General features: G+C 64.3%; 23 protein-coding genes and 1 pseudogene. 2 read left to right on the top strand and 22 right to left on the bottom strand.

The genetic code is table 11. From position 1 onward, the window contains the following. Positions 1-572 precede the first annotated feature (572 nt). The 20 genes and pseudogenes from A5481_RS11265 to A5481_RS11350 all read right to left on the bottom strand — a co-directional run bounded on the left by A5481_RS11265 (position 573) and on the right by A5481_RS11350 (position 21,841). Positions 573-1,754, bottom strand: coding sequence for a Fic family protein (locus A5481_RS11265; protein WP_048432301.1), 1,182 nt, complete (start codon positions 1,752-1,754; stop codon positions 573-575). An 830-nt stretch (positions 1,755-2,584) separates the two neighbouring features. After that, on the bottom strand, positions 2,585-2,830 hold the full coding sequence (locus tag A5481_RS33425; RefSeq protein ID WP_156311719.1) for a hypothetical protein: 246 nt from the start codon (positions 2,828-2,830) through the stop codon (positions 2,585-2,587). Between the two features lie 783 nt (positions 2,831-3,613). Further along, complete coding sequence (gene repB, locus A5481_RS32330; RefSeq protein WP_082172955.1) at positions 3,614-4,648, bottom strand: plasmid partitioning protein RepB; 1,035 nt, start codon at positions 4,646-4,648, stop codon at positions 3,614-3,616. Next, positions 4,645-5,847, bottom strand: a complete 1,203-nt coding sequence (gene repA, locus A5481_RS11270; RefSeq protein ID WP_048432342.1) for a plasmid partitioning protein RepA — start codon at positions 5,845-5,847, stop codon at positions 4,645-4,647. The genes repB and repA overlap by 4 nt, the downstream gene beginning before the upstream one ends. Before the next feature lie 556 nt (positions 5,848-6,403). Next, positions 6,404-6,942, bottom strand: a pseudogene (locus A5481_RS35180) (transposase family protein); the annotation flags it as partial. A 349-nt stretch (positions 6,943-7,291) separates the two neighbouring features. Beyond that, complete coding sequence (repC, locus tag A5481_RS11280) at positions 7,292-8,425, bottom strand: plasmid replication protein RepC (RefSeq protein WP_048432302.1); 1,134 nt, start codon at positions 8,423-8,425, stop codon at positions 7,292-7,294. A gap of 176 nt (positions 8,426-8,601) precedes the next feature. After that, a complete protein-coding gene (locus A5481_RS11285) occupies positions 8,602-8,838 on the bottom strand; it encodes a ribbon-helix-helix domain-containing protein (RefSeq protein ID WP_048432303.1) in 237 nt (78 codons plus the stop codon). A gap of 523 nt (positions 8,839-9,361) precedes the next feature. Further along, the gene (locus A5481_RS11290; RefSeq protein WP_048432304.1) at positions 9,362-10,690 is read right to left on the bottom strand and encodes a hypothetical protein; all 1,329 of its coding nucleotides are present in this window, start codon (positions 10,688-10,690) and stop codon (positions 9,362-9,364) included. A gap of 14 nt (positions 10,691-10,704) precedes the next feature. Next, positions 10,705-12,978 carry a DotA/TraY family protein gene (locus tag A5481_RS11295; protein ID WP_048432305.1) on the bottom strand — a complete coding sequence of 758 codons (2,274 nt, stop codon included), beginning with the start codon at positions 12,976-12,978 and terminating at the stop codon, positions 10,705-10,707. A 28-nt stretch (positions 12,979-13,006) separates the two neighbouring features. Beyond that, a protein-coding gene (locus tag A5481_RS32335) for an IS5 family transposase (protein ID WP_425350167.1) occupies positions 13,007-13,785 on the bottom strand; the annotation gives its coding sequence in 2 pieces (ribosomal slippage) (positions 13,007-13,453 and positions 13,456-13,785; 777 coding nt in all). Positions 13,786-13,854: 69 nt separating this feature from the next. After that, positions 13,855-14,850, bottom strand: a complete 996-nt coding sequence (locus A5481_RS11310; RefSeq protein WP_048432308.1) for a hypothetical protein — start codon at positions 14,848-14,850, stop codon at positions 13,855-13,857. Then, positions 14,850-15,860 carry a hypothetical protein gene (locus A5481_RS11315; protein ID WP_048432309.1) on the bottom strand — a complete coding sequence of 337 codons (1,011 nt, stop codon included), beginning with the start codon at positions 15,858-15,860 and terminating at the stop codon, positions 14,850-14,852. Before A5481_RS11315 ends, A5481_RS11310 begins: the two co-directional genes overlap by 1 nt. Next, positions 15,857-16,621, bottom strand: a complete 765-nt coding sequence (locus tag A5481_RS11320) for a hypothetical protein (protein WP_048432310.1) — start codon at positions 16,619-16,621, stop codon at positions 15,857-15,859. The genes A5481_RS11315 and A5481_RS11320 overlap by 4 nt, the downstream gene beginning before the upstream one ends. Further along, on the bottom strand, positions 16,618-17,568 hold the full coding sequence (locus tag A5481_RS32340) for a M23 family metallopeptidase (RefSeq protein ID WP_082172950.1): 951 nt from the start codon (positions 17,566-17,568) through the stop codon (positions 16,618-16,620). Before A5481_RS32340 ends, A5481_RS11320 begins: the two co-directional genes overlap by 4 nt. Continuing rightward, on the bottom strand, positions 17,565-17,966 hold the full coding sequence (locus tag A5481_RS32345) for a hypothetical protein (protein ID WP_082172951.1): 402 nt from the start codon (positions 17,964-17,966) through the stop codon (positions 17,565-17,567). Before A5481_RS32345 ends, A5481_RS32340 begins: the two co-directional genes overlap by 4 nt. After that, positions 17,963-18,604, bottom strand: coding sequence for a hypothetical protein (locus tag A5481_RS35185; protein WP_245238636.1), 642 nt, complete (start codon positions 18,602-18,604; stop codon positions 17,963-17,965). The genes A5481_RS32345 and A5481_RS35185 overlap by 4 nt, the downstream gene beginning before the upstream one ends. Positions 18,605-18,618: 14 nt before the next feature. After that, positions 18,619-18,864: a hypothetical protein gene (locus A5481_RS11335; protein ID WP_048432313.1), complete on the bottom strand. Its 246-nt coding sequence runs from the start codon at positions 18,862-18,864 to the stop codon at positions 18,619-18,621. After that, the gene (locus A5481_RS11340; RefSeq protein WP_048432314.1) at positions 18,861-19,493 is read right to left on the bottom strand and encodes a YcbK family protein; all 633 of its coding nucleotides are present in this window, start codon (positions 19,491-19,493) and stop codon (positions 18,861-18,863) included. Before A5481_RS11340 ends, A5481_RS11335 begins: the two co-directional genes overlap by 4 nt. Continuing rightward, positions 19,474-20,655: a type IV pilus twitching motility protein PilT gene (locus A5481_RS11345; protein ID WP_048432315.1), complete on the bottom strand. Its 1,182-nt coding sequence runs from the start codon at positions 20,653-20,655 to the stop codon at positions 19,474-19,476. The genes A5481_RS11340 and A5481_RS11345 overlap by 20 nt, the downstream gene beginning before the upstream one ends. 4 nt (positions 20,656-20,659) lie before the next feature. Further along, entirely contained in the window at positions 20,660-21,841 is a 1,182-nt protein-coding gene (locus tag A5481_RS11350) for a type IV secretory system conjugative DNA transfer family protein (protein ID WP_048432316.1), read from the bottom strand. A 242-nt stretch (positions 21,842-22,083) separates the two neighbouring features. Between A5481_RS11350 and A5481_RS11355 the strand changes: the two genes are divergently transcribed. Continuing rightward, a complete protein-coding gene (locus tag A5481_RS11355) occupies positions 22,084-22,605 on the top strand; it encodes a hypothetical protein (RefSeq protein ID WP_048432317.1) in 522 nt (173 codons plus the stop codon). A gap of 19 nt (positions 22,606-22,624) precedes the next feature. Here A5481_RS11355 and A5481_RS11360 read toward each other — a convergent pair whose 3' ends face one another. Then, positions 22,625-23,152, bottom strand: a complete 528-nt coding sequence (locus tag A5481_RS11360) for a hypothetical protein (RefSeq protein WP_245238646.1) — start codon at positions 23,150-23,152, stop codon at positions 22,625-22,627. Between the two features lie 44 nt (positions 23,153-23,196). Further along, the gene (locus tag A5481_RS33435; RefSeq protein ID WP_156311720.1) at positions 23,197-23,508 is read right to left on the bottom strand and encodes a hypothetical protein; all 312 of its coding nucleotides are present in this window, start codon (positions 23,506-23,508) and stop codon (positions 23,197-23,199) included. 590 nt (positions 23,509-24,098) lie between these two features. Here A5481_RS33435 and A5481_RS35190 point away from each other — a divergent pair. Beyond that, positions 24,099-24,608, top strand: a complete 510-nt coding sequence (locus A5481_RS35190) for a thioredoxin domain-containing protein (protein ID WP_245238638.1) — start codon at positions 24,099-24,101, stop codon at positions 24,606-24,608. Position 24,609: the final 1 nt, after the last annotated feature.

Consider the following 24,609-nt stretch of genomic DNA (forward strand, 5'->3'; position numbering starts at 1 on the left):
GCGAGACAGGGCTGCGGTTGCACGTTCATGGGCTCTTGCACTGTTTGTCGTATTTAAAAACCGCAGGATTTTCGGGTGTGCCATCAGATTTTGTGATGCGCTCAAGAGATAACGTTGAAATCGAAGATCCATCGGGAAATATCATAACCCTTACAGATACGTCTTGATTTGCGTATTTTTGCCATAGGCGCGAATTCGAATGTCCGAAACATCCTTAAAACCGGACATTCGCGTTCCGTTTTATAAAAATCCGCTTGGGGTCACTGCCGGACCCTCCCCTGCCCCGGCAGATATCCTGCCGTAGCACGCAGGGCCGTGACGATGTCGCGGCGAAGCAGGAGCATCCATCCCACACAAACCTTCGAAGGCGCCGACCGAACCGCCCGCATAGTGTCGAAGTCGCACCTCGGTTCGTTCGGCTTTGCGCATTGCCGGACGCCCTTGTCGTCGTCGGCCCCCTCCCCTACCCCCGTAGGAAATCTGCCGTCGCACGCAGGGCCGAGGCAAAGCAGCGGAAGCCGAACATAGTGACGCTTTAAAGACGCAAGGGGGTGAGCCTTCGATGGCGTTGATTAGGCGGTTGGCAGCGGATCGGTGCCTTCGCTCAGGATAGCGAGGTAGCGGCGATAGCCGAAGACGCGGCCGCGCCGGCGGCCGGTCACCTCTTCGACGATGCCGAGCCGCTGTAGATCAGCGAGCGCCGCGTTGACCGTCGGCGAGGACAGCCCCGTCCTTTCGACGAGCTGATTACTCGTGACATACGGGTTCTGCTGCATGAGGTCGTGAATGCGCAGCGCTGAGCCCGCTCGCTCACTCTGGGCTGTGATGAGCTCGCGGTCCTGCTTGAACAGATCAACGATGCGCCTCGCCGCATCAAAGGCTTGATTGGCCGTCTCGGCGACACCGTCGAGGAAGAACTCGAGCCAAGCCTCCCAAGAGCCGTGCTCGCGCACCTCTTGCAACAGGCGATAGTAATCGGTGCGCCGAGTCTTGAGATAAAGGCTCAGATAGAGAAGTGGCTTCTGCAGCACGCCGTGCACGCAGAGGTAAAGCGTCACGAGTAGGCGGCCGATACGGCCGTTGCCATCAAGGAATGGGTGTATTGTCTCAAACTGAACGTGGATGAGCCCAGCTTTTATCAAGGCGGGAAGCCTCGACTGGTTCTCGTGCATGAAGGCTTCCAGCGCGCCGAGCGTCGCGTCGAGCTCGGTAGCGGGTGGTGGAACGAAGAGGGCGTTGCCCGGTCGGCTGCCGCCGATCCAGTTCTGCGAGCGACGAAACTCGCCTGGGCTCTTGGTGCCCCCGCGCCCGCTTTGAAGAAGGCGGGCGTGCATCTCACGGATGAGCCGGAGCGACAGCGGCAGTTCGTCAAGACGCTCGAGCCCAAACATCATCGCGTCGACGTAGTTCGAAACTTCACGGATATCATCGATCGGCTCGCCGGCCTGCGCTTCGGTTTCGAACCGGAGCAGGTCCGAGAGCGTCGACTGCGTACCCTCGATCTGCGACGAAAGAACCGCTTCCTTCCGGACGTACATGTAAAGGAACAGTTCTTGGCGGGGCAGGAGCATGGTGATCCCATCGAGCCGCCCCAGTGCTCGTTCGGCGACGCTCAGGCGCTCGAGGAGGGAGAGTACGTCGATTGACGGCTCGGGCGGGAGTGGCGGCGGCACAAAAGCGCGGACAACCTCGCCGGCGACAGGCGTGTCAAGGAACCGGCCGAGCCGACGGTTGGTCTGAGAGATGTCAGTCATGCCGCCAATCTTGGCCGATGAGCGTTATTAAAGCAATTCGGGCTTTCTTTAAATAAGATGGATGCTAAGGTAGGCACCCTTAAATAAGGGACGCGCAGCTGTCAGGTCATCCCCCCAGAGAGGCAGGAGTCGCACTCTGTGGCGGTCGATTGCCGGCATGCTGTCTGCTCCTTACGCAAAATGGCTCGCCACCTGGAACACTTTCCATAAGGAATCGCCGCTTGAATCCTGCGAGTTCTAGGGCAGCAGTGGGATTGGCGCAGCTTCTCAGATCAGTCAGACGACCTTATTGCGGTACGGAGGCTTGGGCTGTAAATGACGCCAACCGAGCGGCCAAAGGGCGGCAGTCTGGTAGCTGTCAGGCAATCGCCTTAGACCAGAGCAGCTCCTCACTTATGACAGGCGACGTTGGCCCCCTGCCCTGTTCCGGGCACCAATACGTGGCGCGCTGCTGGTAGGCCCGGAAACCCGGCTTGTAAGGAATGGCGAGCACTTCCCGTATCAGGATATCAGCCACGTTGCCGTTGGGCGATGCGAGCGACGTAAGGGTACAACATAGCGATCGGTCCGGCCAGACCGTTCGATCCGGACCGGCCCTTTGACGAGTTGGTGCAAGCGTCCGGAAGCAAGCAGGCCTTAGTCCAGTTCGGCTTTGCAGCGGGGTTTCGAGATCTCCGGCGCGTCCGGCTCGATAGTGCCCTGCGGCTGAAGTTTGAGGCAGAGGAACGCCTGCTGGAAGGTGCCGATGGTCTACCGCGTGCCCACCATCCTGGAGTTGCGCGAGGAGGGACCAGGCGAGCTCAGAGATGGGCTCGTCGGCGCAAAACCACTCAGGGCCTGGCCTTGAGAGCCAGGATCGTGGTGTTGGCTGCCGTCGGTCTGAGCAATACAGCCATCTCGGCCACCTCGCCGCTGGCAAGCATACGGTTGGCAAGTGGCGCCAGCGCTTCGCTACTCAGCGAGTGGATAGTCCGCTTGACGAACCCCGCTCGGGTGCGCCGCTTCGAATCGGCGACGAACAGGTCACCGAATTGATTGACCGCGCGCTCTACCAGTGGTCGCGGGGTGCCGTTCACTGGAACCAGCGCACATGGTCAAGGCCAATGAGGTATCGGGCACGTCGGTTAGGCGAGTATGGTGAGCGTTCGGCCTGCATCCGCACCGGTTTGAGACCTTCAAGCTCTCGGCCGATCCGCTGCTTGCCGACAAGGTGCGCGATGTCGTGTGGCCTTACCTGGCACCACTCACCCGCGCCCTGGCTCTCTGCGTGGACGAGAAATACCAGATTCAGGAACTCGAGCGCACGCAGCCATTGCTACCGCTCTGGCTCCGTCAGGAGGGGCGGCGCACTCACATCTATGCCCGGCACAGTACAGCCCTTTATTTGCCGCTCGCAACGTGAAAGCCGAGACCGCCATCGGGCAGTGCTACCTTCATCACCGATCCAGCGAGCTCCGCTACTTCCTGGATGAGATCGAGGCGGCGGTACCTGCCGACCTCAACGTGCATGTGGTGATCGACAACTCGGCAGCGCACAAGACCAACTTGATCCGCGCTCGGCTGCCAAGCGCCCGGGCTATCACGTGCACTTCACGCCGACATCCGCCTCGTAGATCAACCAGGCCGCGCGGTGGTTCGGCCTTTTGACCTAGCGCGCGATCCGGCGCGATGTTTATTGCTCGGCGTCGGGGCTCGAACGCGACATTCACACTTTCGTTTAAACCGCGAACGCTGGTTCAAAACCGTTCCAGTGGATGACGTTAGCGGACGCCACCCTGGCCAGCGTCAAACGCTTTGCTTGGGGTACTCGACGCTGAGCCAGGAGCATCCTCTTTGCCACTAACCCCAAACGCAGGCCACTAGTCCTTGCCGGCCTTGAAGTCAGCGAGGAGTTCAGGAAGCCGACCAAGCAGATAGTTGCCGAAACTCGGCTCTAGCTTCTCATCCAGCGAAAGGATGAAGCGCTGATCTCCCCGCTCGACGCGAGCGAGTTTGCGACCCGTCTCGTCCTTCCAGACCTCAACCTTTTTCACATCTGCTTTTGGGGCTAATGCCTCAAGTAATTCGGCGAATCGCTCATCGGTCGGCCGTCTCTGGAAATTCGGGTCGCCGAGGATGCGGTCCACCTTGTTTGGCGGCGCCGTCCTAATTAGCTCGGCGAGTGCACGCCAGCGCGGACCACCCGCTTTTGGTGCCGGCCCAATGGCGGCGACTACGTGTTCTGGGACCGTACGTGCAACAGTGATGTAGTTGGATACGTCCGGCTTATGGACTCCCATCGCCGCACAGATCACGTCTCGCGTGAACGTTAGAGCCTCAAGCCGAAAGGCGAAGAAGGCTCGCTCGATGTAGCTGAGATTTCGGCGATCGAGGTTCTCTTTGCCCTGGGCGACAACCAGCTCCGCGTCGGTGAGCGGTCGAACGACTGCGCGGACGGGCCTTCTGAGAGCACGGCAGGCCCTCGCGCGACGATGTCCGAAGGCAATCTGGTATCGGCCTGGCTTCGACGGGTGAGGGCGGACAAGGATCGGTACCTGCTGACCGCTTTCGCGAATGCTCTCGACCAGAGTATCGAGCGTCGGATCAGTCGCATCTGACACTCGATCGGCGACGAAGGATCCGTCGAGCAGTTCGGCATCGAGCTCAACAATGGCGGAACCGGTTTCGATCTGCTCGGCGACCTCCGCGCGAGATGCAAGGTGCTCAAGAGCCGATCCCATGGCCGCCACGGCTCCGCTTCGGATGCGAGGAGCGGGTAGCGGGTTAGAAGCTTCTAATGGTGGATTGGAACCATCGCTCGGCCCGTTAGAAGCTTCTAACGACTCAACCGGGGAGGGGACCGCTGGCAGCGGTCCCGTCTGGAAAATCGCGTCGAGGCTTGATTTCCGGCTCATGCACGCCCCCACGCGCGACGGATGGTAGCTTCGATCTCAGCGTTCACGGCTTCGAGAGCTTCGATAGCTCGATCGTAAGTCGAACGTGTCATGGTCTCCCGCCCGATTTCATAAAGGGTCTGCTTGGACAGGCCGGCATCCGATACCGCTGAGGACTTCAGCATCGGTGCATTTAGTACGGCCTCCCCAAACAAGTTGCGCAGCAACGCAACAATGCGGTTCTGCGGCCCATCCTGTGGTTCGTATCGCGTGATGAGATAGCGCAATGCATCATACTCAATCTTCCCACCGGCATCTCGCACGACAGAGAGAAGGTCGTTCGCCATCGCGAGGAACTGCGACATCGACGAGACATCGAGCATTTGCGGGTGGATCGTGATGAGGAGCGACGTTGCCGCGCAGAGAGCTGAGAGCGTCAGGAAGCCGAGTTGCGGCGGGCAATCGATCACAACGATATCGTAGCGGTCATCGACTGTGCTGAGGGCCTGAGCGACGCGGGTGAAGAAAAGCTGGTCGGTGCTCCTACGCTTGGCGAGCGCCTTCGGCGTTTCGTGCTCAAATTCCATCAACTCGAGATTGGCCGGCACAACGTCGAGGCCAGTAAAGTAGCTTGGGCGGATGATATCGGAGAGTGGACGAGCTCCCTCATACCGGATTGCGCCGTAAAGCGTATCGTTCGGTCGTACATCGAGTTCAGGTTGAACACCGAGGAGGGCAGACAAACTGGCTTGGGGATCTAGGTCGATGGCCAGGACGCGATAACCGCGAAGCACGAGAGACTGTGCAAGGTGCGCCGCCGTTGTGGTCTTGCCCGAGCCCCCTTTGAAGTTCACCACAGAAATGATCTGAAGGTGCTCCCCAGGTCCACGCCAGGGCTGATACTTGCGACTCGAACGATTAATCTCGTCCAGATGCGTGCGAACGCCGTGGATATCGGCGAGCGAATATGATCGGCGCCCCGTCGCGGAAACCTCGGGCTGGGGTCCTGCTCGATCGATCGAGAGTTGCCGCAGCCGACTGTCCGAAACGCCAATGATTTTGGCAGCCTCGCCGGAGGAGAACCGACGGAGGGTCTTAGCAGCACTTGGTGGATAGAGCGCAGCTGACATCCTTTGCAACTGGGTACGCAGGATTTCGGCGTGGTCGCCGATCATCTCGCTTTGGGTGGCCACTGACGGTCTCAACGTCTGGTGCGGCATGACATGCTGGTTCACAGCCTCAACTCTCGCTCACGGTAAATCGGCCGAATGGACGTTAGAACCGTGAAGGTTACCGATTTGCTACGATTCGCAGGGGGTGTCGAGTCCGGAATCAGCGCGAGGCAAGCGAAGCATGAGGATCGATCTGGGTTGCCCTCCAAGTTTACCCCACGACGGCTCGATCGCGCTGAACCGAATGTGGTTCCACCAAGAACGCGATCCGTATCGCTGGTAGTAGCCAACAGCGCTCGTACCGGGCTCGCCGTCTATCAGTCCGGACAATGGGCGGCAGATCGCGCTGAGGCTCGGTCTACTCCCTCAGCCACCTGGCAAATGGGTCGGGGTCCGAGTCATTGGCATGAACCGCGATCGAAGCTGCGGGCAGCGGCCGATCACGACTTCACGCACCGCAATAGGGGGAAACGCACCACGTCTTGGTATGTTGTCATAAGAGGGAGGGGAGATAGAGACCGCCAGCTTCGCCCAACCAGCGACGAGCTAGCGGTGGATACCGGCGCGGCTTCTCTTGCTCGCAAACTTGGAGCCAGGAGGAGGGGGCGAGGAACGGCCACAGTTGACGATGAACCCGCAGGAGCGCGACGCCACCGTGGCTGTCATGCAGGTCATCCGGGGAGGCTACGACCATCAGCAGGCTGTCGCCCGTGTCGGTTAGTGCATGGCGCTTGCGGCCGACGGTGCGGTCGGGGGGATCGTACCCGCGCACGCCTTCGAACCCAACGCCACCCGAGCGCACGGCCTGCACATCAAGGATGCCCCCGCCGGACTGGACTAGCTCCCGACCCGCTTGCGATCCGCCAAGGTCAAGGCGTGAGCTAGCCGCTCGAACACGCCGGCCGCAGCCTAGTGCTAGAACCAGCTATACACCGTGCCCCAGGGCGGGAAGTAATGCGACAGCTGGCGCAAGGCACAGAGGATACCATCGAGCACGGCGCACTGCGACCACAGCCACGGGCGGCCTATTCGACGTGGGGCGTGCAGCCGCTGCGCGAGCAAGACCCGATCGACGTCGATCAGGCAGGTTACATATAGCAAGGTTTCGCGCAAAAGATCTGCGCGAGCGGCAAGCGTCCACATCGGGTCTTTCGGTTGTGCATTAGACACTCCCTCAACGCCTGTGACGCGTGCCGCTCACTCAAACCTCAAGCTTGCATGCCAGTTCTGAAGCGGATTCTCACGCTTCCTCCCATGATCGAGCCGATCAGGCAGGGTTGCCCTTTTCGGGTCACAGTAGCCGCGCGACCTCGCTGTATAGCTGTCGGCTCGCGGCCTTTTCAGCATCCGAAGTTGTCTAGTTTGGGTCGGTGTTGTCACTCCAGTGCTGAATGTCCCCGACACATGTACCTTGAGTCAAAATCGGCATTTTCGACGTAAGTAGCGATCGGCATGATAGAGCATTCCTGAGCATACATACGTTCTTTGTCGGTCACGTCATCCGCCGCCGACGCATGGTCATGAGTTCAGCGGCCACGCTGTAGCGGCCATCGAGGCATAACCGCACGAGATGCCGGAAGTAGCCGCCGGGGTTCCGGATTTCGGACTTGCGCCTGCCCGTCGTTTCGTCGTCGTGCAGCTGGGCGACCATCACTACGAGCGCCGCGGCCTGAACCAGCCCCAAGCTTTCACAGGCCTCAGACCAAGCGCTCGGGTGGGCACCAATTGAACCGCGAAGTGAGCGCCCAGCGTCGATGAGCTCCGGCTCGGTCAGAATCTCGAACCCGAGCTCAGCCGCGACGGGGCAGGCGGCCGCCACCAGAGCAGGGTGAAGCACTGCCCTGGCCCCATCATTCCTCGAAGAGACCTTGTTACAAGACTCACTAAGGGGCTCGTTGTTTGTTTCTATGTGGCCGCACGATTTGCCGGCACAGGCGGCTTGGTAGAACCGATCCTCAGCCAACTCCCGCAACTCACTCCACGCTTCGACGACCAGGCTCGGGTCTTTCGAGGACCGCGACCGCATGGGAGAGGACTCTTCCAGGGCATCACGCGCCTCGGCGAGATCGGTAATCGAAACTCCAGGGTACTGCGTAGCGAGCCCATGCAGCGCTTCCGAAACAGCACGGCGACAGACGGTTAAAAGGTCAAAAGAACGCCGTCTGTGCTCAACCTCGGCGGTCAACCCGCGCAGTCTCTCGGCCCATTCCCCAGCCCGTGCGACCACAGGCAGGAGATCGAACCCGAAGGCGTCTACGATCGAGCCGTCGGGCGCTCGGATCGCGTAGCGCTTGCCGTTGGCAGAGTCCTTCGGGGCGATCAGCTCCAGGGCCACGAGATCGCGCAGGGCGTAGCGGACGGCGCGCTCGGAGAGCCCCGTCTTTTCGCAAAGGCGCTCGTTCGAGGGCCAGACCAAGAGCCGGGCCCAAGGCTGTTCGCCCCAGGCCGCGACCAACGCTTCGAGCACTTGGCGCAGCGAAGGACGCAAGGCCAGTGACTTGGCGGCGTCACGAGCGTGACCCGCGAGTTCGCGCCTGGAGACCGCGCGGCCCTCGTCGAGCGCACGTCTCCGGCCGGCAAGAGCGGCACGCGTCAGCGGCCGTCCACCGGTATTAACCCTCTCCACTCGAACCCTCCATGGCGGAAGGCAAAGCGGGATCGTTCACCCGTTAGGGTGTCATTGACCGCTGATGGGAGGGAAGCTACAACAGGAGTGCGAATCGGGTCGCAGTCCCTTCCCCAAGCGGATATGTGATCCAAAGGCCCTGGTGCTCCCCAGCACCGGGGCCTTTTGCTTTGCCGCTACGACATTGCTCTCTCCTTGCCACCGTAGACCGTGGACAGGGCGTGATTGATCGCCTCGGACCGGTTCTTGAACCGTCCAGCCTCGATCTCCTGATCGAGCAGGGCGCGGATCTCAGGCATGAGCCAAACGCTCTGCGTGGTCATGCCTTTCTCTCGCAGCGCTTCGCGGCGACGCGCCTGCCGGCGACGATCGCCGGCCGTGAGTTCCGCGAGACGTTCCTCTGCCGATTTCATCGGACCCCATCCGATTCAGCCAACGTGACAGCCCATGTGGGCCGATTCGGATGAGCGGGGCAATAGGAGTCATTAAGCCGAGCCGCCTACAGTGCGCATTGGACCGCAGTTCCGTGTGGATGGAGCTGATTCACAGGGTTAGATTCTGCCTCGTGTGCCGAGGTCATCACCGTCACTGCGACTGCCACGAAGGCCGCTCCGGAGAAATTCAGGGCGGCCTTCGGCACATTTCGGCAGGTTCGTTCGCACTAGTTTTTATAAGTATAAACACGACATTCCCATAATTTGCTAAAGCACGATCGAAAGTCGACACAGAACGAGCTGAGTTCCGCAGCGAAGGCGCAGCAAAGAGAACCATAGAAACAAAACTTTTTGCCGTGTAAAAACGCGCACTATTATACGAAATGGCATTTTCGTCCCCAAGGGTAAGGGTTGTCAACCCGAATCACGTCCTGGATGTGGTTCGAAGGTATTTTCAACGTAGATAGGCCGTTGTTAGGCCCTCCGCGGGTTAGACGCTCGATCATGCGGGCATCTCAATGTCGAGCGTGAACGAACAATCCTTGATCGTTGAAATGACCTTTGCGGTGCCGATGGCTCCTTCAGGGTTCCAGGTGCTGCCCTGAATGCGAACCGCAGTGATTTTCCGGGTGGCCTTGTGGATGTGCCCGGGCGGTCTCGCCGGGAGGGAAAGGCTCCCGATCGCTCCTGCCCGCACTGCTGCGGCCCGGAAACGTCGCGCTAACGTGCCTGACAGCTCCTCGTGGTAGACCACGTGGATGAGGTTGTCCGCAGCGTGGCCCGGCTTGCCATCCATCAGTGCCTCGACGCACCGTGCGATCACCAGCGCGGTGGTGAGAGGAGAAGACGGGCGGATGCAGACGATACCCCGGGCCGAGATGGCAGAGCACAATTCAAGCCCCTCGGTGAGCGAGACGCTCTTGAGGCCGGCGATCTCGGAGGCGTGAGCCGCAAGGGCTATGCGACCGGTCTCGCGAATGGTCTTTGGGATCGCGCGGATCGGATCGATCGCCGCCTGGAGAGCAGCGCCGTCGGCCGACGTGATCTCGTCGGCGCTCACTTCGTGCAGGTCGATCTCGTACTTGCCCGCGACGAGGCGATCGAGCGCGACCGCGTCAACGAAGGCGGCGTAGAGTTCGAGCGGGTTCTTCTTGCGGCGTTGAGCGACCATTTCGATGAACGGCATCAGCGCGCCGTGCAAGGTCTCGGCCTCGGGGCCCAGGCGCATGTCCGCGATGGCAGCGGCCAAGGTTGAGGCGGTGATCCGCAGAGGCGGTCGCGGCACGGCGTCGAGATCGATTGAATAAACCTCGTTGTCGCGGCCGAAAGGCCGCGCAAGTTCGGCGAACCCCTGGGCCAGCATTTCCTCCTTCTCGTCGGCCTCCTGGTCGTCGGGGTTGGCGTCATCCTCAAGGACGGGCCGGACAATGCCTTGGACGACGATGGCGCCCATTCGATTGATGCAGGCCCCGAACACGAGGTTGTTGATCGCCAAAGTTTGCCACTGCGGGTCGTCGCCTTCGATCGCCACTCCCTGGACCAAGTCCTCGCGCCGCAGCCAGACCTGACCGGTCTTCGCCAGGCCGATCGGCCAGGTCGCATCGCCGCGCCGGCGCGTGGTCTCGTCGCGGTAGCCGCGGCGCCCGAGGTGGTGCGGCACGCGCCCCGGCGCGCGCCAGTTGCGCCAGCCGTAGGTGAAGTGGCGCAGGAAGCGGTATCCGGCGTAGGCCAGGATAGCCTCGGGCACGAACGGCGCGGCGCACAGCGACACTGAGAGCGCAGTCGCGATCCCGAAATGCCACGCGACCTCTTTGGGGGTGTCATCGTTCATCGGCCGTGCTTCCCTCAACCCTTGGTCCGGCCGCGGATCATCGACAGCATGGTCCAGCCGGCGGCACTCGAGCCTGCGCGGGTGCCCGAAACCAGGGCGCCGGCGGTCCTGGCCGCGTTGCCGCCCGGGATTTGGTTCGGCGAGCTCGGCATGATGATGCCGGCCGCGGCCGTCGCGGTGCTGCTGCCGGTGCGTCGCTCGATCTGTGCCCCGATCCAGGACAGCACGGTCTCCGGCAGGGCACTGATCTGGCCGGCCGACAGCATGACGATCGAGAACAGGATCACGGCATACACGAACAGACCGGCCGTCCCGACCATCGCGTAGGCGATGGTGCCGTCGGGCGAGAGCATCGCGAGCGCCCCGCGGAAGAGCACGTTGGTGATGTCGACGCCGACTCGCATCAGCAGGAGCGAGGCGAGGAGGCCGATGACGATCAGGGGAGGGCGGAGCAGGATGCCGAGGAAGAACATGTAGCCTGCACCGCTGTTGCCGACGAAGCTGTCGGATCGAGCCGGCATGAACTTGGTGAGGAGCCAGATCGGCACCGCGATCATCGCCTCGGCGACGACGAGGAACCAGTTGAACGTTCCCATCAGGAAGTGGACGATGACCACGAACGGCACCAAGCCGACCAGCATGAAAGCGGCGGCAAACAAGATCGTTGCTAGGAAGTAGAGGAAGCCGGAGGCCTTTTCGGCAAGTTGTTGCCCAACCTGCGCTGCGGGATGCTTAACAAACCCTAAGCCCCAGCCAACGAAGTCAGATCCAACACCAGCGCCAGTTGCGATGAGGCCGAAGTTCGCGATGCTCTGGCCGATTTCCTGCACCTCCAGGATCGGATCCCTCCAGGTCGTGCTCTCCGGCCGGCTGATGACCCCGAGCACGCCCGAGTAGATCGCCGACAGCGCCCGGGCGAACACGCTCGGCGGATCGGCCTGCGCCACCGGGTCGTCGCTAGCGATGCGCCCGACGCTGCCGGTGCCCTGAGCGGCGATGAAGCCGCTGAACGACCCAACATACGTGACGTTGCGCTGCGCTTCCTGGGCGAGCGGCCAGTAGGCGCTGTGGCCGAGCGAGGGCATGTAGGTGGCGATGCTGGCCGGGGGCACCGCCGTCACCGAGGCGCTCGGGCCGGCAGAGGCGGCAAGAAGCTTCGCCTGGACGAGGCTCATCGAGCGCTGCCACATCGCGGCCGACAGCCACCCGTTCTCCGTCGAGTTGTCCAGGTAGTTGCGCAGGACCTGGTTGAGCTGGGCGTTGTTGCCCTGGGTCAGGCTCTGGCTGACGCTGGTATAGGCCGCGTCGATCGCGTCCTTGATGCGGCCCTGGATCGCCTCCTCGTCGCGAGTGCCGGTCATGATGGTGGTGGCGATCCCGCTCGCGGCGCCGTCGAGGCTGCCGATCGCCGCCTGGAACGCGCGCTGGCTCTGCTGCTCCGCCAGCGCGATCAGGAGCGTCGTCGTACTGGCGTCCTTCGTGTCGGCGAGGTTGACGTTGATCTTCTGGTGCTCGTAGACGACCGAGCCGCACAGGTTGTTCGACTTGCGAAAATATCCATTAGTGTCGACGAAGTAATACGTCGTCGTCTGCGAGCTCCACGATCCGAAGCTGCCGGTATCGGTGACGGTGCGTGAGACGATCGAGGCGGCATTGTCGCGGCCCGACACGTTGTTGGCATATTGCTGCAAGGACTGGGCGCAGACGTGGCCGTAGAGGCGTGCTTCGAGCACCTTGGCGAGCTTGCCGCGCAGGGCGAAGTCGCCGAGCGCCTGGGTCGGCTGGGCAAGCGTGCCGTACATGCCGGTGAGCTGGGTGCCGGCCACGCGGGTCCAGAGGGTGTCGCCGAACCCCGATCCCCAGACGGCGATCTGCACCACCAGGATCTGCACGAGCGACAGGCCGGACTTGATCGGCAGGCTGAGGATCGCGCCTATCATCACCCGCAGCAGAGTGTACTTGGCGGAGGATCCCCGGCCGAAGGCCTGGCCGTCGTTCGCGGTGTCGGCAACGAGCGAATAGAGCAGGTAGCAGGCGAGGATCGTCGAGACGATCAGGCAGCCGACGTTGAAGTAGCCGAGCGCCACCGTGAGCGGGCGATCGTCCGAGCAGGTCGCGGCGGTCCACACGCCGTCGACCACGCAGCCGAGGAGCTTGCGCAGGTTCACCAGCGCCAGGTCGTTCTGGACCGGGGTGAAGATCTCCTTGCCCGTCGTCTGGGCCTGGGCGGCGCCGGCCGCGGCGAGGGCGCCGAGGCTGCCGCCGGCGGCGATGATCCTGCGGAGCATGGGGGGATTCCCTAGGCGGTGTGGACAGTTACCGCAGCCACATGACAATAGCCGCGATGGTGACCATGGCGGCGTAGTTGCGGGCTGTCTTCTCGTAGCGTGTCGCGACGCGTCGAAACTGTTTGAGCTTGGCAAAACAGCACTCGATCAGGTGACGCTCCTTATAGAGGGCTGTGTCGAGCTCATACTTCTTGGATCGCGAGGGATTGTTCGGGATCACGGCCGTCGCGCCCTTGCCAGCAATGGCCTCGCGCAGCTGATCACTGTCGTAGGCCGCATCAGCCAGGACAACCGCAGCAGGGAGATCCGCCAGCAGCGCCTCGGCCTGGGGCGCATCGCCCTTCTGGCCCGCCGTGATGACAAACCGAACCGGACAGCCCAGACCGCGCACGGCCAGGTGGATCTTGGTGCTCAGGCCGCCACGGGATCGGCCAAGAGCCTGATCGGACGGGGCAGGATCATCAGGCCCCCTTTTTTCGCGCCCGCCGCATGTTGGTGAGCGCGCACGATGGTGGAGTCGACGATCAGGTACTCGAAGTCGGGATCGTCGGCCATGGCCTCGAAGATGCGCCACCACACGCCCTTCTGGCTCCAGCGACTGAAGCGGCGGAACACGCTGTTCCAGTCGCCAAAGACCTCGGGCAGGTCGCGCCATGGCGCGCCGGTGCGTACGATCCACAGCACGCCTTCCACGAACATGCGGTTGTCGCGCCCGGTCGAGCCGCGTTGATCCGGGCGGCCGATGATCAGAGGAACCATCCGCTCCCACTGAGCATCGCCGAGAACGAGCCGGTCCAGAACTCCCAAGGCAGCCCTCCAAAAAGCAGCCTTCAATCACTTCTCGCCCAACCAGGAAACCCCAAGAGTCCACACCGCCTAGAGGTTGCCGCCGGCCTGGGTGGCCAGGATGGTGCCGAACAGCGCCGATGTGCGGGCCTGCTGCTCGATGAGCTGCTGGCGCAGGCTCAGCGACATCGAGCGCATGCGGGTGAGCTCGATCAGCAAGCCGTGCTCGGACTGACCTGCGAGCCCGGCCGACCACGCCTCGAATTGCGGCCCGCCGCCGTACTGGCTGATGAGCGCGTCGAGCTGCGCGAGCGGCGAGCCGGCGGAGGTGCCGGTCTGGTGGTCGTCGGTGGACGACATCGCCCGCACGGCGCTGAGCGAGACGAGTGCGGGCGAGCGCAGGGCCTCGACGCGGCGGGCCCGCAGCATCATCACGTCGGCCTCGGCACCCGGCATCGCGGCGGTGGGTTTCGGCATCGGCAGGCCGGCCATCGCCTCGATCACGGCCTTGCGGTCGTCGTCGCTGGCGGCCGGATCGAACAGGACCGCGCTGTCGGTCTTGGTTGGGTCCTGCAAGCGGTTGCGGGCCGCCTCCTGGACCGGGGTGTTCTTGCCCGGCGCCACGTCGAGGCTGCGATAGGTCTCCCGGCCGCTCTTCGCGACGTTGCCCATGGAGCGGCTCGTCGAGTTCATCAGGTCGATCGAACCGCAGGCGTTCACGCCCTGGCCGGTGTCGATCCCGTACTGCTCGCGCGCGTCGACGAGGGCGCGGCGCTGCGAGACCTGGGACAGGGTCGAGGCGACGGCCTGCTGGGTGTTGCTGACGAGGTTGACCTCGCGCTCGCCGTTGGTCGAGGTCTGGGCGGTCTGCACCTTCATGGCGGACAGCAACAGCTCGAGGGTGAGGCTGCGCTGGGTCGCGATGTTGGTGCCCATGGTGGCCACCCGGGTGGTCAGGGTGGCGGTCGCGCTGTTGTGGCCGGCGATCCAGATCGGATCGGCGACGAAGCAGGTCTGAGCCGCCGCCGGCGCGGCGAGGCTGGCCGCGAGGGCGGCGGCGGAGACAGCGAGGAGGACCTGTTTCATCACGGTGCCTGGAAGCTCGCGGGGGTGAGGGGGCCGCGCGCAGGCGCGGGCACGCTGTTCGTGAGGCGGGCGTTGACCATGGCGAGCAGCAGCGCCGCGGCCGTGGCCTCGGTGCGCATGCCGCGTTTGATCTGGTGGGCGAGGAGCGCGAGGTTGGCCGCCTCCATCCGCACGGCGTCCTGGATGATGCCGCGATCGTGCTGGCCGGCGACACCGGCTGCCCACGCGGCACCGCCGTCGTTGCCCTGCCAGTGGGTCGAGAGGTTGCGCGCCTGCGCGATCGGGCCGTCGGCTCGGTAATCGGCTGCGATGTCGGCGAGCACCACCGCGGTCATCGACCGGTAGGTGTCTTTGCCCGTCTTCTCCAGGCGGTCACGATCGGCGGTGGCGGTCGTGGCAGTGCCGCGAGGCCGTTCGTCGGGCGGGCCCACGACGGTGTTGATGAACTTGGCCGCCGCCTGCGCGTCGCCGCTGTAGAGGGCGGCGCCGTCGGGGGCGGCGCCCGAGCGGACGTCGCCGACCCAGTCCTTCGGGTCGGCGTAGCGGCCGGGCTGGGCGCGCACGGGCGTGACGATCTGCCGGCGGGCGGCAGAGGTCCCGGTCATCGCCGTGTAGAGACCCTGCGCCTTCGTGTTGGATCCGCAGGGGTCGTAGCCGACCGAGCCGTAGCGGTGGGTGGCCAGCGCCACGGCCTGGCGCTGCTCTTGGGTGACGACGGTGGTGGCGAGCGCCTCGCTCGAGGCCCGGAAGCCGTTCGAGACCTGGTCCGAGCCGGCGGCCGACTGCGCGGTGAGGACCTTCACGGCCGACAGGAGGCGGGCGCGTTCGGCGATCTCCTGCGTGATCAGACCGGCCTCGGTGGTGGTGATCGCGCCGGTGATCGCGGTGGTGAGGGTCGAGGTGGCGATGTTCACGCGGGCCTCGACGCCGAAGCAGGTCTGGGCACTCGCCGGGGTGACGGCGCCGATCGCCGCGGCGGCGAGGCCCGAGAGGAGGATGCGACGGGTCATGGGCTGCCTCCCTGGCGGCTGTCGCCGCCCATGCCGCCGAGGATGACGCCGACGAGGCTGGCACGAGCCCCGCTCATGATCGCCCCGTGGCGGCGGGCCATGACGAGGGCGGCATCCTCCTCGGCCGTGGTCGGGTTGGGCTTCACGGTGGGCAGGGGAGCGACGACATCGAGGTAGTCGGCGGCGGTCAACACCTCCTCGGCGCCGTAGTCGCGGTTGAGCAGCCAGGGCGCGGCGTCAGAGTCGCCGGCGCCGAAGCCACCAGGCTTGGCGCCGTTGCACCAGCCCGTCGCCTGCTCGGAGGGCGAGCAGTAGAAGGTGCGACGCTGCTCGAGGGTGACGCCCATGCGCTCGGCCGCGTCGCCGCCGTTGGTCAGCCAGCGCTGGTCGGCCTGGCGGAAGGCCTGCCGGACCTTCGCCGCCGAGGACGCGCTGTCGCGCTCATCCGAGAGCCCCTGGGCAATCGTGCAGGCGGCGTAGCCCGTCCCTGTATCGAAACCGTACTGATGCTGGGCCCGGGCGAGGCGCAGGGCGTTGTCCTGGCTCACCAAGGTCGAGGCGGCGGCCTCGGCGGCAGCCTTGTGGCCGTTGGTGGTCTGAAGAGCTGTGGCGCTCGATTGCGCGCCGGAGACCTTCATGGCGGAAATCATCCGCTGAAGGGAGATCTCCCATTGCGGGAACAGGCCTTGCGCCTGAACGGGGGACGCGAGGGCCACGGCCACGACGGCGCCAGCCGGAAGGAGGAGGGAGTGGCGCGTCATGGCCGAACCTCCACTGGGCGGGCATCGAGGGCGTAGAGGGCGACGAGCTGGGCGAGCGCGGCATCCATCTGCGCGTCGTAGTCGAAGGTGTTGGCAGTCAGCTCGGTCGCATTGGTCCGCGCCAGCTCGATGTAGAGGCTGCGGTTGGGTTGGTTGGCGACCTTGACCGCGTGATCCTCCGAGCCGGTCGATCGCTCGGCCGCGCTGGCGATGGCGGCCTGCTGCGATTGGGTGTCGGAGCGGGATACGGTCTCGCTTGCCGCGCCCTCGTTCGCGCCTGGTGAGCAGGTCTTCGGCAGTGTGGTGTCGCGAGGCCCCCCGGCCATGTCCTTATACTTGGCGGAGATCGGTATCTGCCGCGGCAGGAACGGCTCGGGATTGACATAGTACCACGCCGCTGGCACCGCTGACTTGATCGCATCAGCAGTCAATGGACTACTGCTCTTGCGAGACACCTCATTCCAGACACGTCCGTTGGTGCCGGTTGCCGACAGGGCACTCCCCTTGAGGAGCGTTCCCAAATGGAGGTGAGGGGCGCAGTGATCCATGCCCTTGCAGCCCATCGTCCCAACCTGTTCACCCGCCGCAATCGTGGGGCTCTGCCTGTTTTGGAAAGTAGCGACGTTCATATGAAGATAAAGAAACCGAGTATCCCCCGATACAACATCGGCGATTACACCACCTTTGCCGAAGTTCCTATATTTTACACTCCCGGATGAGCCGGAATAAATCGGCGTTCCAGAACCCTGACTGTTCACGATGTCCAGCCCCTGGTGATATCCAGCGGAAGCGCCAGGTCGACCAGACCGATCTACGCCATATGGCGATGAGACCCGCTGGCCGGCGGGGTTCATGATATCGACGCTCAGGCAAGTGCCGGCGATCGTTGGCTCAGAGAAGAACGCCAACGATGCAAGTGCTAAAATTGTCGAAGCGAGGCGCATCATCGAACGCTCCTCGCATCGGTCAGGCAAAGCCCAAATTCCGTATTGTTGAACAATATTTTAGTAGGACTCACTATTTTTACGGAAAATGCGTCATCATCCGCATCATCCGCCCCTTCGCGAAGCTGCACAGGGACGCTTTGATCCCAGTCACATTTAGTTTTTACAGCAATATATTTACCCCTTGGCTTGAGTTTTTTGATCACACAACGACCTTCTCCCTCATCGAAACGCTGAATGACGCGCTTCTCCTCGATTTTCAGGAAAGGCTTTTTGCAGTCAGGTCCTTTCGGTCCGTCATGACCCCATACACCCACTGGCAAAGTGAGCTTCTGGGCTTGCACTGCGCCCACAGCACCGAGAAACAAGGCAGACGAAAGCAGAGCGATCCGGCCGATCATTGCATGATCCCCTCAAATCCTGTGCCGGTCGTCGTGCCGGACGACGGCGGAATGACAATCGTGGAGGAGGACGACTGTGACGTGTCCGGCTGCACTACGGGGGTCGAGGTTTGCGTCTGGGTCAGGTTAAGCGCCGAACCAAATGCCGAGTTCTGGACGTGGCTGTAGGAGCCGATGTTGGTGATGCTTGGCAACGAGATCGGCGAGATCGAGCCGTTGAGCTGCCGGAACAGGTCGCCGGTGATCGAGCTCTGGAAGCTGTTCATCTGACGATTGATACTGCCGATCGTGTCCTGGAGCTGATTGTCGAGGATCTGGCATACCTGGCGCTTGGCCTGGTCGATCACCGACTGCACCAAGTTCGTCGCCGCGCTCGTGAGGAAGCCCGAGAGGTCCGGGATCAGGTTCGAGAGGTCGAACCGCTTGAGCAGGTCGCCGGCGATGCACGAGTTCGGCCCGTTGAAGAAGCTCGACGGGTTGACCTTGGCGGCGTCGATCAGCGCGATCTGGCGCTGCACGGCCGCGTCGGCGGCTTGGCGCACTAGGCAATTATTGCCGGTCGACTGCGCGTGAGCCGGCGCTGGCACGGCCAGCGCGAGCCCGCCGGTGACAGCGGCGAGGAGGAGGAAAGCCCGCATAAGCGGGGTCCGATCTAGAACGCCGGCCATTTTCCACCTTCGATAAATTTCGCCCAAACGTACTTGAGGAGCCGCATCGGGGTCATCTTGCGGTGATTGCAGTACGCGAGGAACGCCGCGTACAAACCCATCGCGATGAATGTGTAGCGGCTCAGACCCGTGATGATGAGCAGCGGAAAGAACGCCGCGATGCTTCCATGAATGCCGAAGAACTGGAGCGGCACGGCGGACCAGCGCCAGGGGAGGTGACCGTCGCTCATGCGGGCTCCTTCGGTTGGGTGATCGGGGTACCGGGCGTCGGCTGGCCAGGCGGGCTCTTGCGTCCCCGGCCCCAGATCCGGGCCTCGCCGATGTCGAGGTGGCAGAATGACGGGTAGATCCCGACGCCGCCGCGGCCGCAGAGCGCTCCCGCGACCGCAACCGCGTCCGGGGCGTAGCCGAAGGCCTTGAGGTCGACGGCGCGGCCAGCGAGATGCAGCGAGCCGCGCGCCGCTCCCTCCAACCCGGCGTTGTGCTTGGGCGTCCGGTAGCCCGAGGTGACGATCAACGGCACGGCCGAGCCGTGGACCGCGCTCATCGCGCCCTGGACAGCCGCCAGGAGATCGAACAGGCGCGGATCGATCCACACGGCCGAGCTGCCGTCACCGACGTCGCGCAGCAGCCAGGAGAGCAGGAGGAGATCGCGCCCGTTGTAGCCGTCCGGAGTCCGGACGATCGCGCTCACCTCCTCGCGGGTTCCCTCCCGTCGCAGCCACAGCCGCACCGGCGCGGCGGCCATGGGGACTGGAGCGCCGGCGAGCGCGGCGGCGTATGCGCGGTCGAGCCCTGGCAGGGTGGCCGCGAGGGTGCCGGCAAGGCCGGTGAGGAGGCTACGCCGCGAGACGGGCATCGCGGTATCCGTAACGATCGAGGACGCGGCGGGCGGTGGTGACGTCGATCACGCCCCGCTCGAGCGCGGACATGACGGTGAGCTTCATCGAGCGGCCGTCCTCGCCGCGCGCGATGATGGTGCGCAGCGTCTCGACGGCCTCGGCCATGCCGGCACGCGCCACCTCGCGCCGGACCGGATCGGTGAGGACCTGCCACTCGCGCAGGCAGACCCGGCCGCCGCCGACCTTCGGCACCAGGAGCTGAGAGACCAGAAGGTGGGTCGAGGACAGGACGTCGTGGAAGGCCTGGACCTGGAGGTCGGCCGGAAACTTGAGGGTGAGGCGCCGCAGGATGTGGGCGACGTCGTTGGCGTGGGTGGTGGTGTAGATCGGGTGGCCGGTCTGCGCCGCCTCGACGCTCGCCAGCACCGTGTCCATGTCGCGCAGCTCGCCCACCATGATGAGGGCGGGCTTGCGCCGCAGGCTGTTGCGCACGCCGGCGGCGAAGGACGGCAGGTGCACGCCGATCTCGTGCTGCATGATGGTGCAGGTCGACGACGGCACGTTCTCGAACACGAATTCGATCGGCGCCTCATAGGTCAGCACGTTGCCGTGGATCGGCGTCGGCTGCTCCAGGATGCGGCGCATCAGGGCGGCGATCGTCGTCGTCTTGCCCGAGCCGGTCTCGCCGGCGATGATGACGGCACCCTGCGCCGGGGTCGACTCGGCGACGATCTCGGGCTCGACGCTGAGCCCCTCGACCGTGGGCGGGTCGGCCGGGATGTAGCGGTTGACGATCTGCACGCCGACGTCGCCCTCGTAGTAGCCGGCAGTGACGTTGATGCGGAACCGGTGCCCGACCGGCTCGGCGTTGTGGTCGCCCGCGTTCTGCTCCAGCACCGTGATCGCGCGGTCGAAGTCCTGGCCCGAGTAGAGCTTCGACATGATCGACTCGGTGGTGGTCAGCTCGGTGGCGATGCGCGCGAGCGTGGTCGGCTGAAGCCAGACCTTGGTCAGGGCACAGAGATGCCCGTGGACGGAGGCGAGCACCGGCCGGCCGGACTGGAAGATCACGTCCGAGGCGCCGATCGCGACGGCGTGGATGAGGAGCCGCGTGACCTCGGCGCGGCCATGCACGACGATCGGCTCCTCGGGGTAGCTGGTGGCTCCCTTCCACTGCATCGGCCTACTCCGCGGCCACAGCGGCCGGGCCTGCGGCGCTGACGAACTTCGGGGTGACGACGATCTTGAGGAGGCGCTGGTCGACCGCGGCCGAGCGGCCGTTCCGGCTGATCTTGAGGCCGGTGGCGCGCACCTTGACGATCGGCAGGCTGACCGCGCCGGCCGCGGCGAGCTCGCCGTAGCGGCGCATGCCGAGGAAGTCCCGGTCGAGGCGCGCCAGGCCATCGTCGAAGGCCGCCCGCGCCTGGGCGATCCCGACCTCGAGCCCGCCCTTGTAGCCGATCTCCCAGTTCGCCTTCTCGGCGTCACCCTTAGGCTGGGTCCAGGTCGTGCGGCCCTCGGGCGGCGGAGTGACGGTGAGGTAGTCGCGCCAGTTCGGCGGGATCACGGCGACGCGCGCATCGCGCACGATCTCGAACGAGCCGAGAGTGGTGATGAGCAGGGTCCGGGTCGGGGTCTGGCGCACGCCGCGCAGCTCGCACACCACCGGGGGCACGATGTCGCCACCGATCATCACGGCAGGGAAGGGATAGCGGGCCTCAAGGCGGGCGGAGATCGCCGGCGTGTCGAGGTAGGCGGCGATGCGTCTCGACTCCTCCAGGTAGCCGTCCTGGATCCCGGCCGAGCGGCCAGTGCGCTGGACCACCTTGGTCGGGCGGTTTGCATCGCCGAAGACCCCGGCCGAGTAGCGCTGGAAGTCGGGGTTCGACGGGTGCGGCGGGGCAGGGGCAGCCGAGTTGTCGCCGACATTCGGCGGGAACGGCTGGCTGTCACCCCCGGGCAGTCCCCGCGGGCCATTGGCGATCTGGTTGAGGACGTTGGCCTGCGCCACGCCGCCGGGGCCGTAGTAGCCGGGCGGAGGATAGCCGCCGTAGCCGCCGTAGCCGCCGCCATAGCCCGGCGCGCTGTAGCCCGCGCCGTAGCCGGCCCCGTACCCAGGCGCACCGTAGCCCGCACCGTAGCCGGGAGCCGCGTAGCCGCCGTAGGCGGGTTGGGCGTAGCCGCCCCCGTAGCCGCCGTAGGTGGGTTGGGTGTAGCCGCCATAGGGCACGCCGTAGGCGCCCGCCGTCGCGACGGGCGCACAGGCCGCCGGGTTCTGGGCGCAATAGGTGTTCGCGACCTGGGCCGTGGCCGGGAAGGGCGCGATACCGAGCGAGGCGGAGAAGATCCAGCGCGCAAGACGCATGGTCAGACCCCGTGCTCGCGCAACTTGGCGTCGACGTGACCCGAAGTGCTGCTGCCAGTACTGACGCAGGCAGGCAGCAGAACGGACATGCCGAGAAGCACGATCGCCAATCGAACTAGATATCGAATGCGAGAAAGGTCCATGTCGAAGCCCCGATATTTTTTATTGATATTTGTCTTGCCGTTACAACCCCGATTGCTCCACAAGCTCCATCCAAGGAACATTGTTGATGGACTGGATCGATGGGGATCGGATCGTTTCTCTCGGCGCGGCTCGCGCGTCGGGTCGGGCCGGAGCACCGCACCTTCGCGGCGATGACCGGGACCGTTCTCGGCGGCGCCCACGCTGCCTGCCCGGTGTGCCGGCGCGGGCACCTGATCGGGGATCCCGGAGCGCCCAACCTTCGCAAATGCGACGACCCGACCTGCGGGGCGACCTTCACGCTCGCCGAGATGGGTCGCACCTTCGCGCTGGAAGGGGCCGACGTCCGCGACCTGGCGCACGAGGCGCGCCGGCAGGCGTTCGTCCTGTTCCTCGCCGCGGTCGGGATCGGCGTCCTGGCGGCGGCTTGGGCGATCCTCGCCCATTCCTGGCTCACGCTGCTCGGCGCCATGCTCCTGTGCACCGTGGTGCTGGCAAGCGCGCTCGTGCAGCGCTACCGCGCCTGGCAGCTCGAGCGAGGTCGGTTGTTCGAGGCCCGCGCGCCACTCGGCGCGTTCGTGGCCGCCGAGCTGAGCGGCCTGCTCGGCCGCGATCGGCCGTGAGAGGAGGGGCGGCATCGTCTCAGGCCCCGCCGATCATCGTGCAGACGTTCGACAGCGACACGTCCATCTTGATCGTGTTGCCGACGAGGCTCGCCACGTCGTTGATGAAGAAGGCGAGTGTCCCACCGACAAGATACAGGGCGGCGGAGCCGGGGCCGGCGCCGTGCTGGCCGGACGTGGCGTTGTAGAGCCGCATCCCGGCGATCAGCCAGGCGAAAGAGCCCAACATCATGAAGAAAAACGTGATCGCGCTCTTGATATCCTCGCAGGTCGAGGAGCGTGGCGTCGAGCCGTAGTTGAACATGCTGTAGGTGATGTCACCGCCCAAGACGAATGAGTTGGCGAATTTCCACAAAAGGACCGGCGCGACGATCATCGCGCTGCCGAGCGCGAGCTTGCCCATGGCGCCGTCGATGGTGACGGGGCGGTTCGTGAACTTGTGCTCGCCGGCGGCGACGCCGTAGAGGCCGTAGAGGCCGACTGTTCCGTACACGACCCCGAGGAGCGCGATCAGCAGGAACACCAGGTTGACGACGAGCGGGAACACCTCGCTCAACGAGACGAGGACGCTTCCGAGGTCCGGCACAGCCATCACTGAACCCTTTTCGAAAACTTGGACTGGTATTCCAGCGCCTCAAGCCGCTCCTCAAGCGCGTTAATGCGCGCTATCAGCTCCTCGTATCTTAAATTCGTTGGGTCAACGTCGGGGTTTGGTCGGCGATATGGCCGCTTCTCCTCAGCACTCCCATCGTGATACTCAAATTTCGATCTGTTTCTTTTCTGTTGCTCGGGAGCTGCTGCGGCATCGGGCGCGGCGACCACCAGGCTTAGCATACCGGTTGAGAGTACAGCCGCGAGGGTTGCATTTCTTAACCAGTTCCTAACGAAGCTTTTCTCGGCCATTTCTGCTTAACCCTTTCGATCTAGCCGGGACGCTTGCCTGGGCCTTACTGCAACCCCTGACGCCGGGTATTACTCGATAACATACGACATGTTGCAGTGTACCACGACGAACAAAGGTCATTTTCACACGAATGAGCGTGTCTGGCGTGCCATGGCTCTCCTCTATCGGCATCGTTTAGCTACGGTAGGCTCGAGCCTTAATTGACACGTCGTGTCATTCTTCGCAATAAGAGCCCCAACACGAACGTCAATGACTCTGGTGGGGCGGTTCTGGCATGGAGAACGCAGTAAAACACTTGGCCTGGGCCGGATCTCTCGTTGCCTGTGTCTATCTTGCAACGTCTAACAACTGGCAGCCTGTCTCGCTTCAGATCGTGGCACGGGAACAAAATCCCAGTTTGGCAGCGCTTTCACAGAACAATTCTTCTCCTACCAATCCTGCCAATTCTGCCAATCCTGCCAATTTGTTAGTTCCTGCGCCGCAGCCCGCCCCACAAGTTGCGTTAGCGCCTGCCATCACACCCCCTACGGTTGCCCGGACATATGTCCCGGCAGCCGTGCCAGCGCCCGTGCCGCAGCAGGCTGGGACCGTGAGTTACGCAACGATCGAGGATCCCAAGGCTGCGAGGCCGGTCATGGAGCTTCTGGCCAAGCTCGCCGCAGTCGTCGATGCGCCCCCGGGCACGCCGGAGGGTCAGATCGCGACGATCTTCTTCGATCCGCGCTGCCCGTACTGCCACGCTGCATTCACGGCCCTGCATGGGCGGATCGCGGCGCGCTGGGTACCGGTTGTAGTCCTCGGCGATCCCGAGGGCGGCAACCGCATGGCGGCGGGCATCCTCTCGGCCACCGATCGGGTCGCGGCGCTCAAGGCCGCGTTCGAGACGAAGGGCGGCAACCCGGGCGAGGTCAGCCCCGAGACCGCCGCCAAGCTCGCCGAGAACAAGGAGGCGTTCGCCTCGATCTTCGCGGCCTCACCGGCCCTGCGTCCCGGCGTGCCGACGATGTTCGTGCCGCGGCCCGACGGACGGCTCGCGATCATGGTCGGCTACGAGGCAGGCGACGACGCCAAGCTGCGCGCCGTCCTGGCCGGTAGCTGAC

Source organism: Methylobacterium platani, from assembly GCF_001653715.1.
GTDB lineage: Bacteria > Pseudomonadota > Alphaproteobacteria > Rhizobiales > Beijerinckiaceae > Methylobacterium > Methylobacterium platani.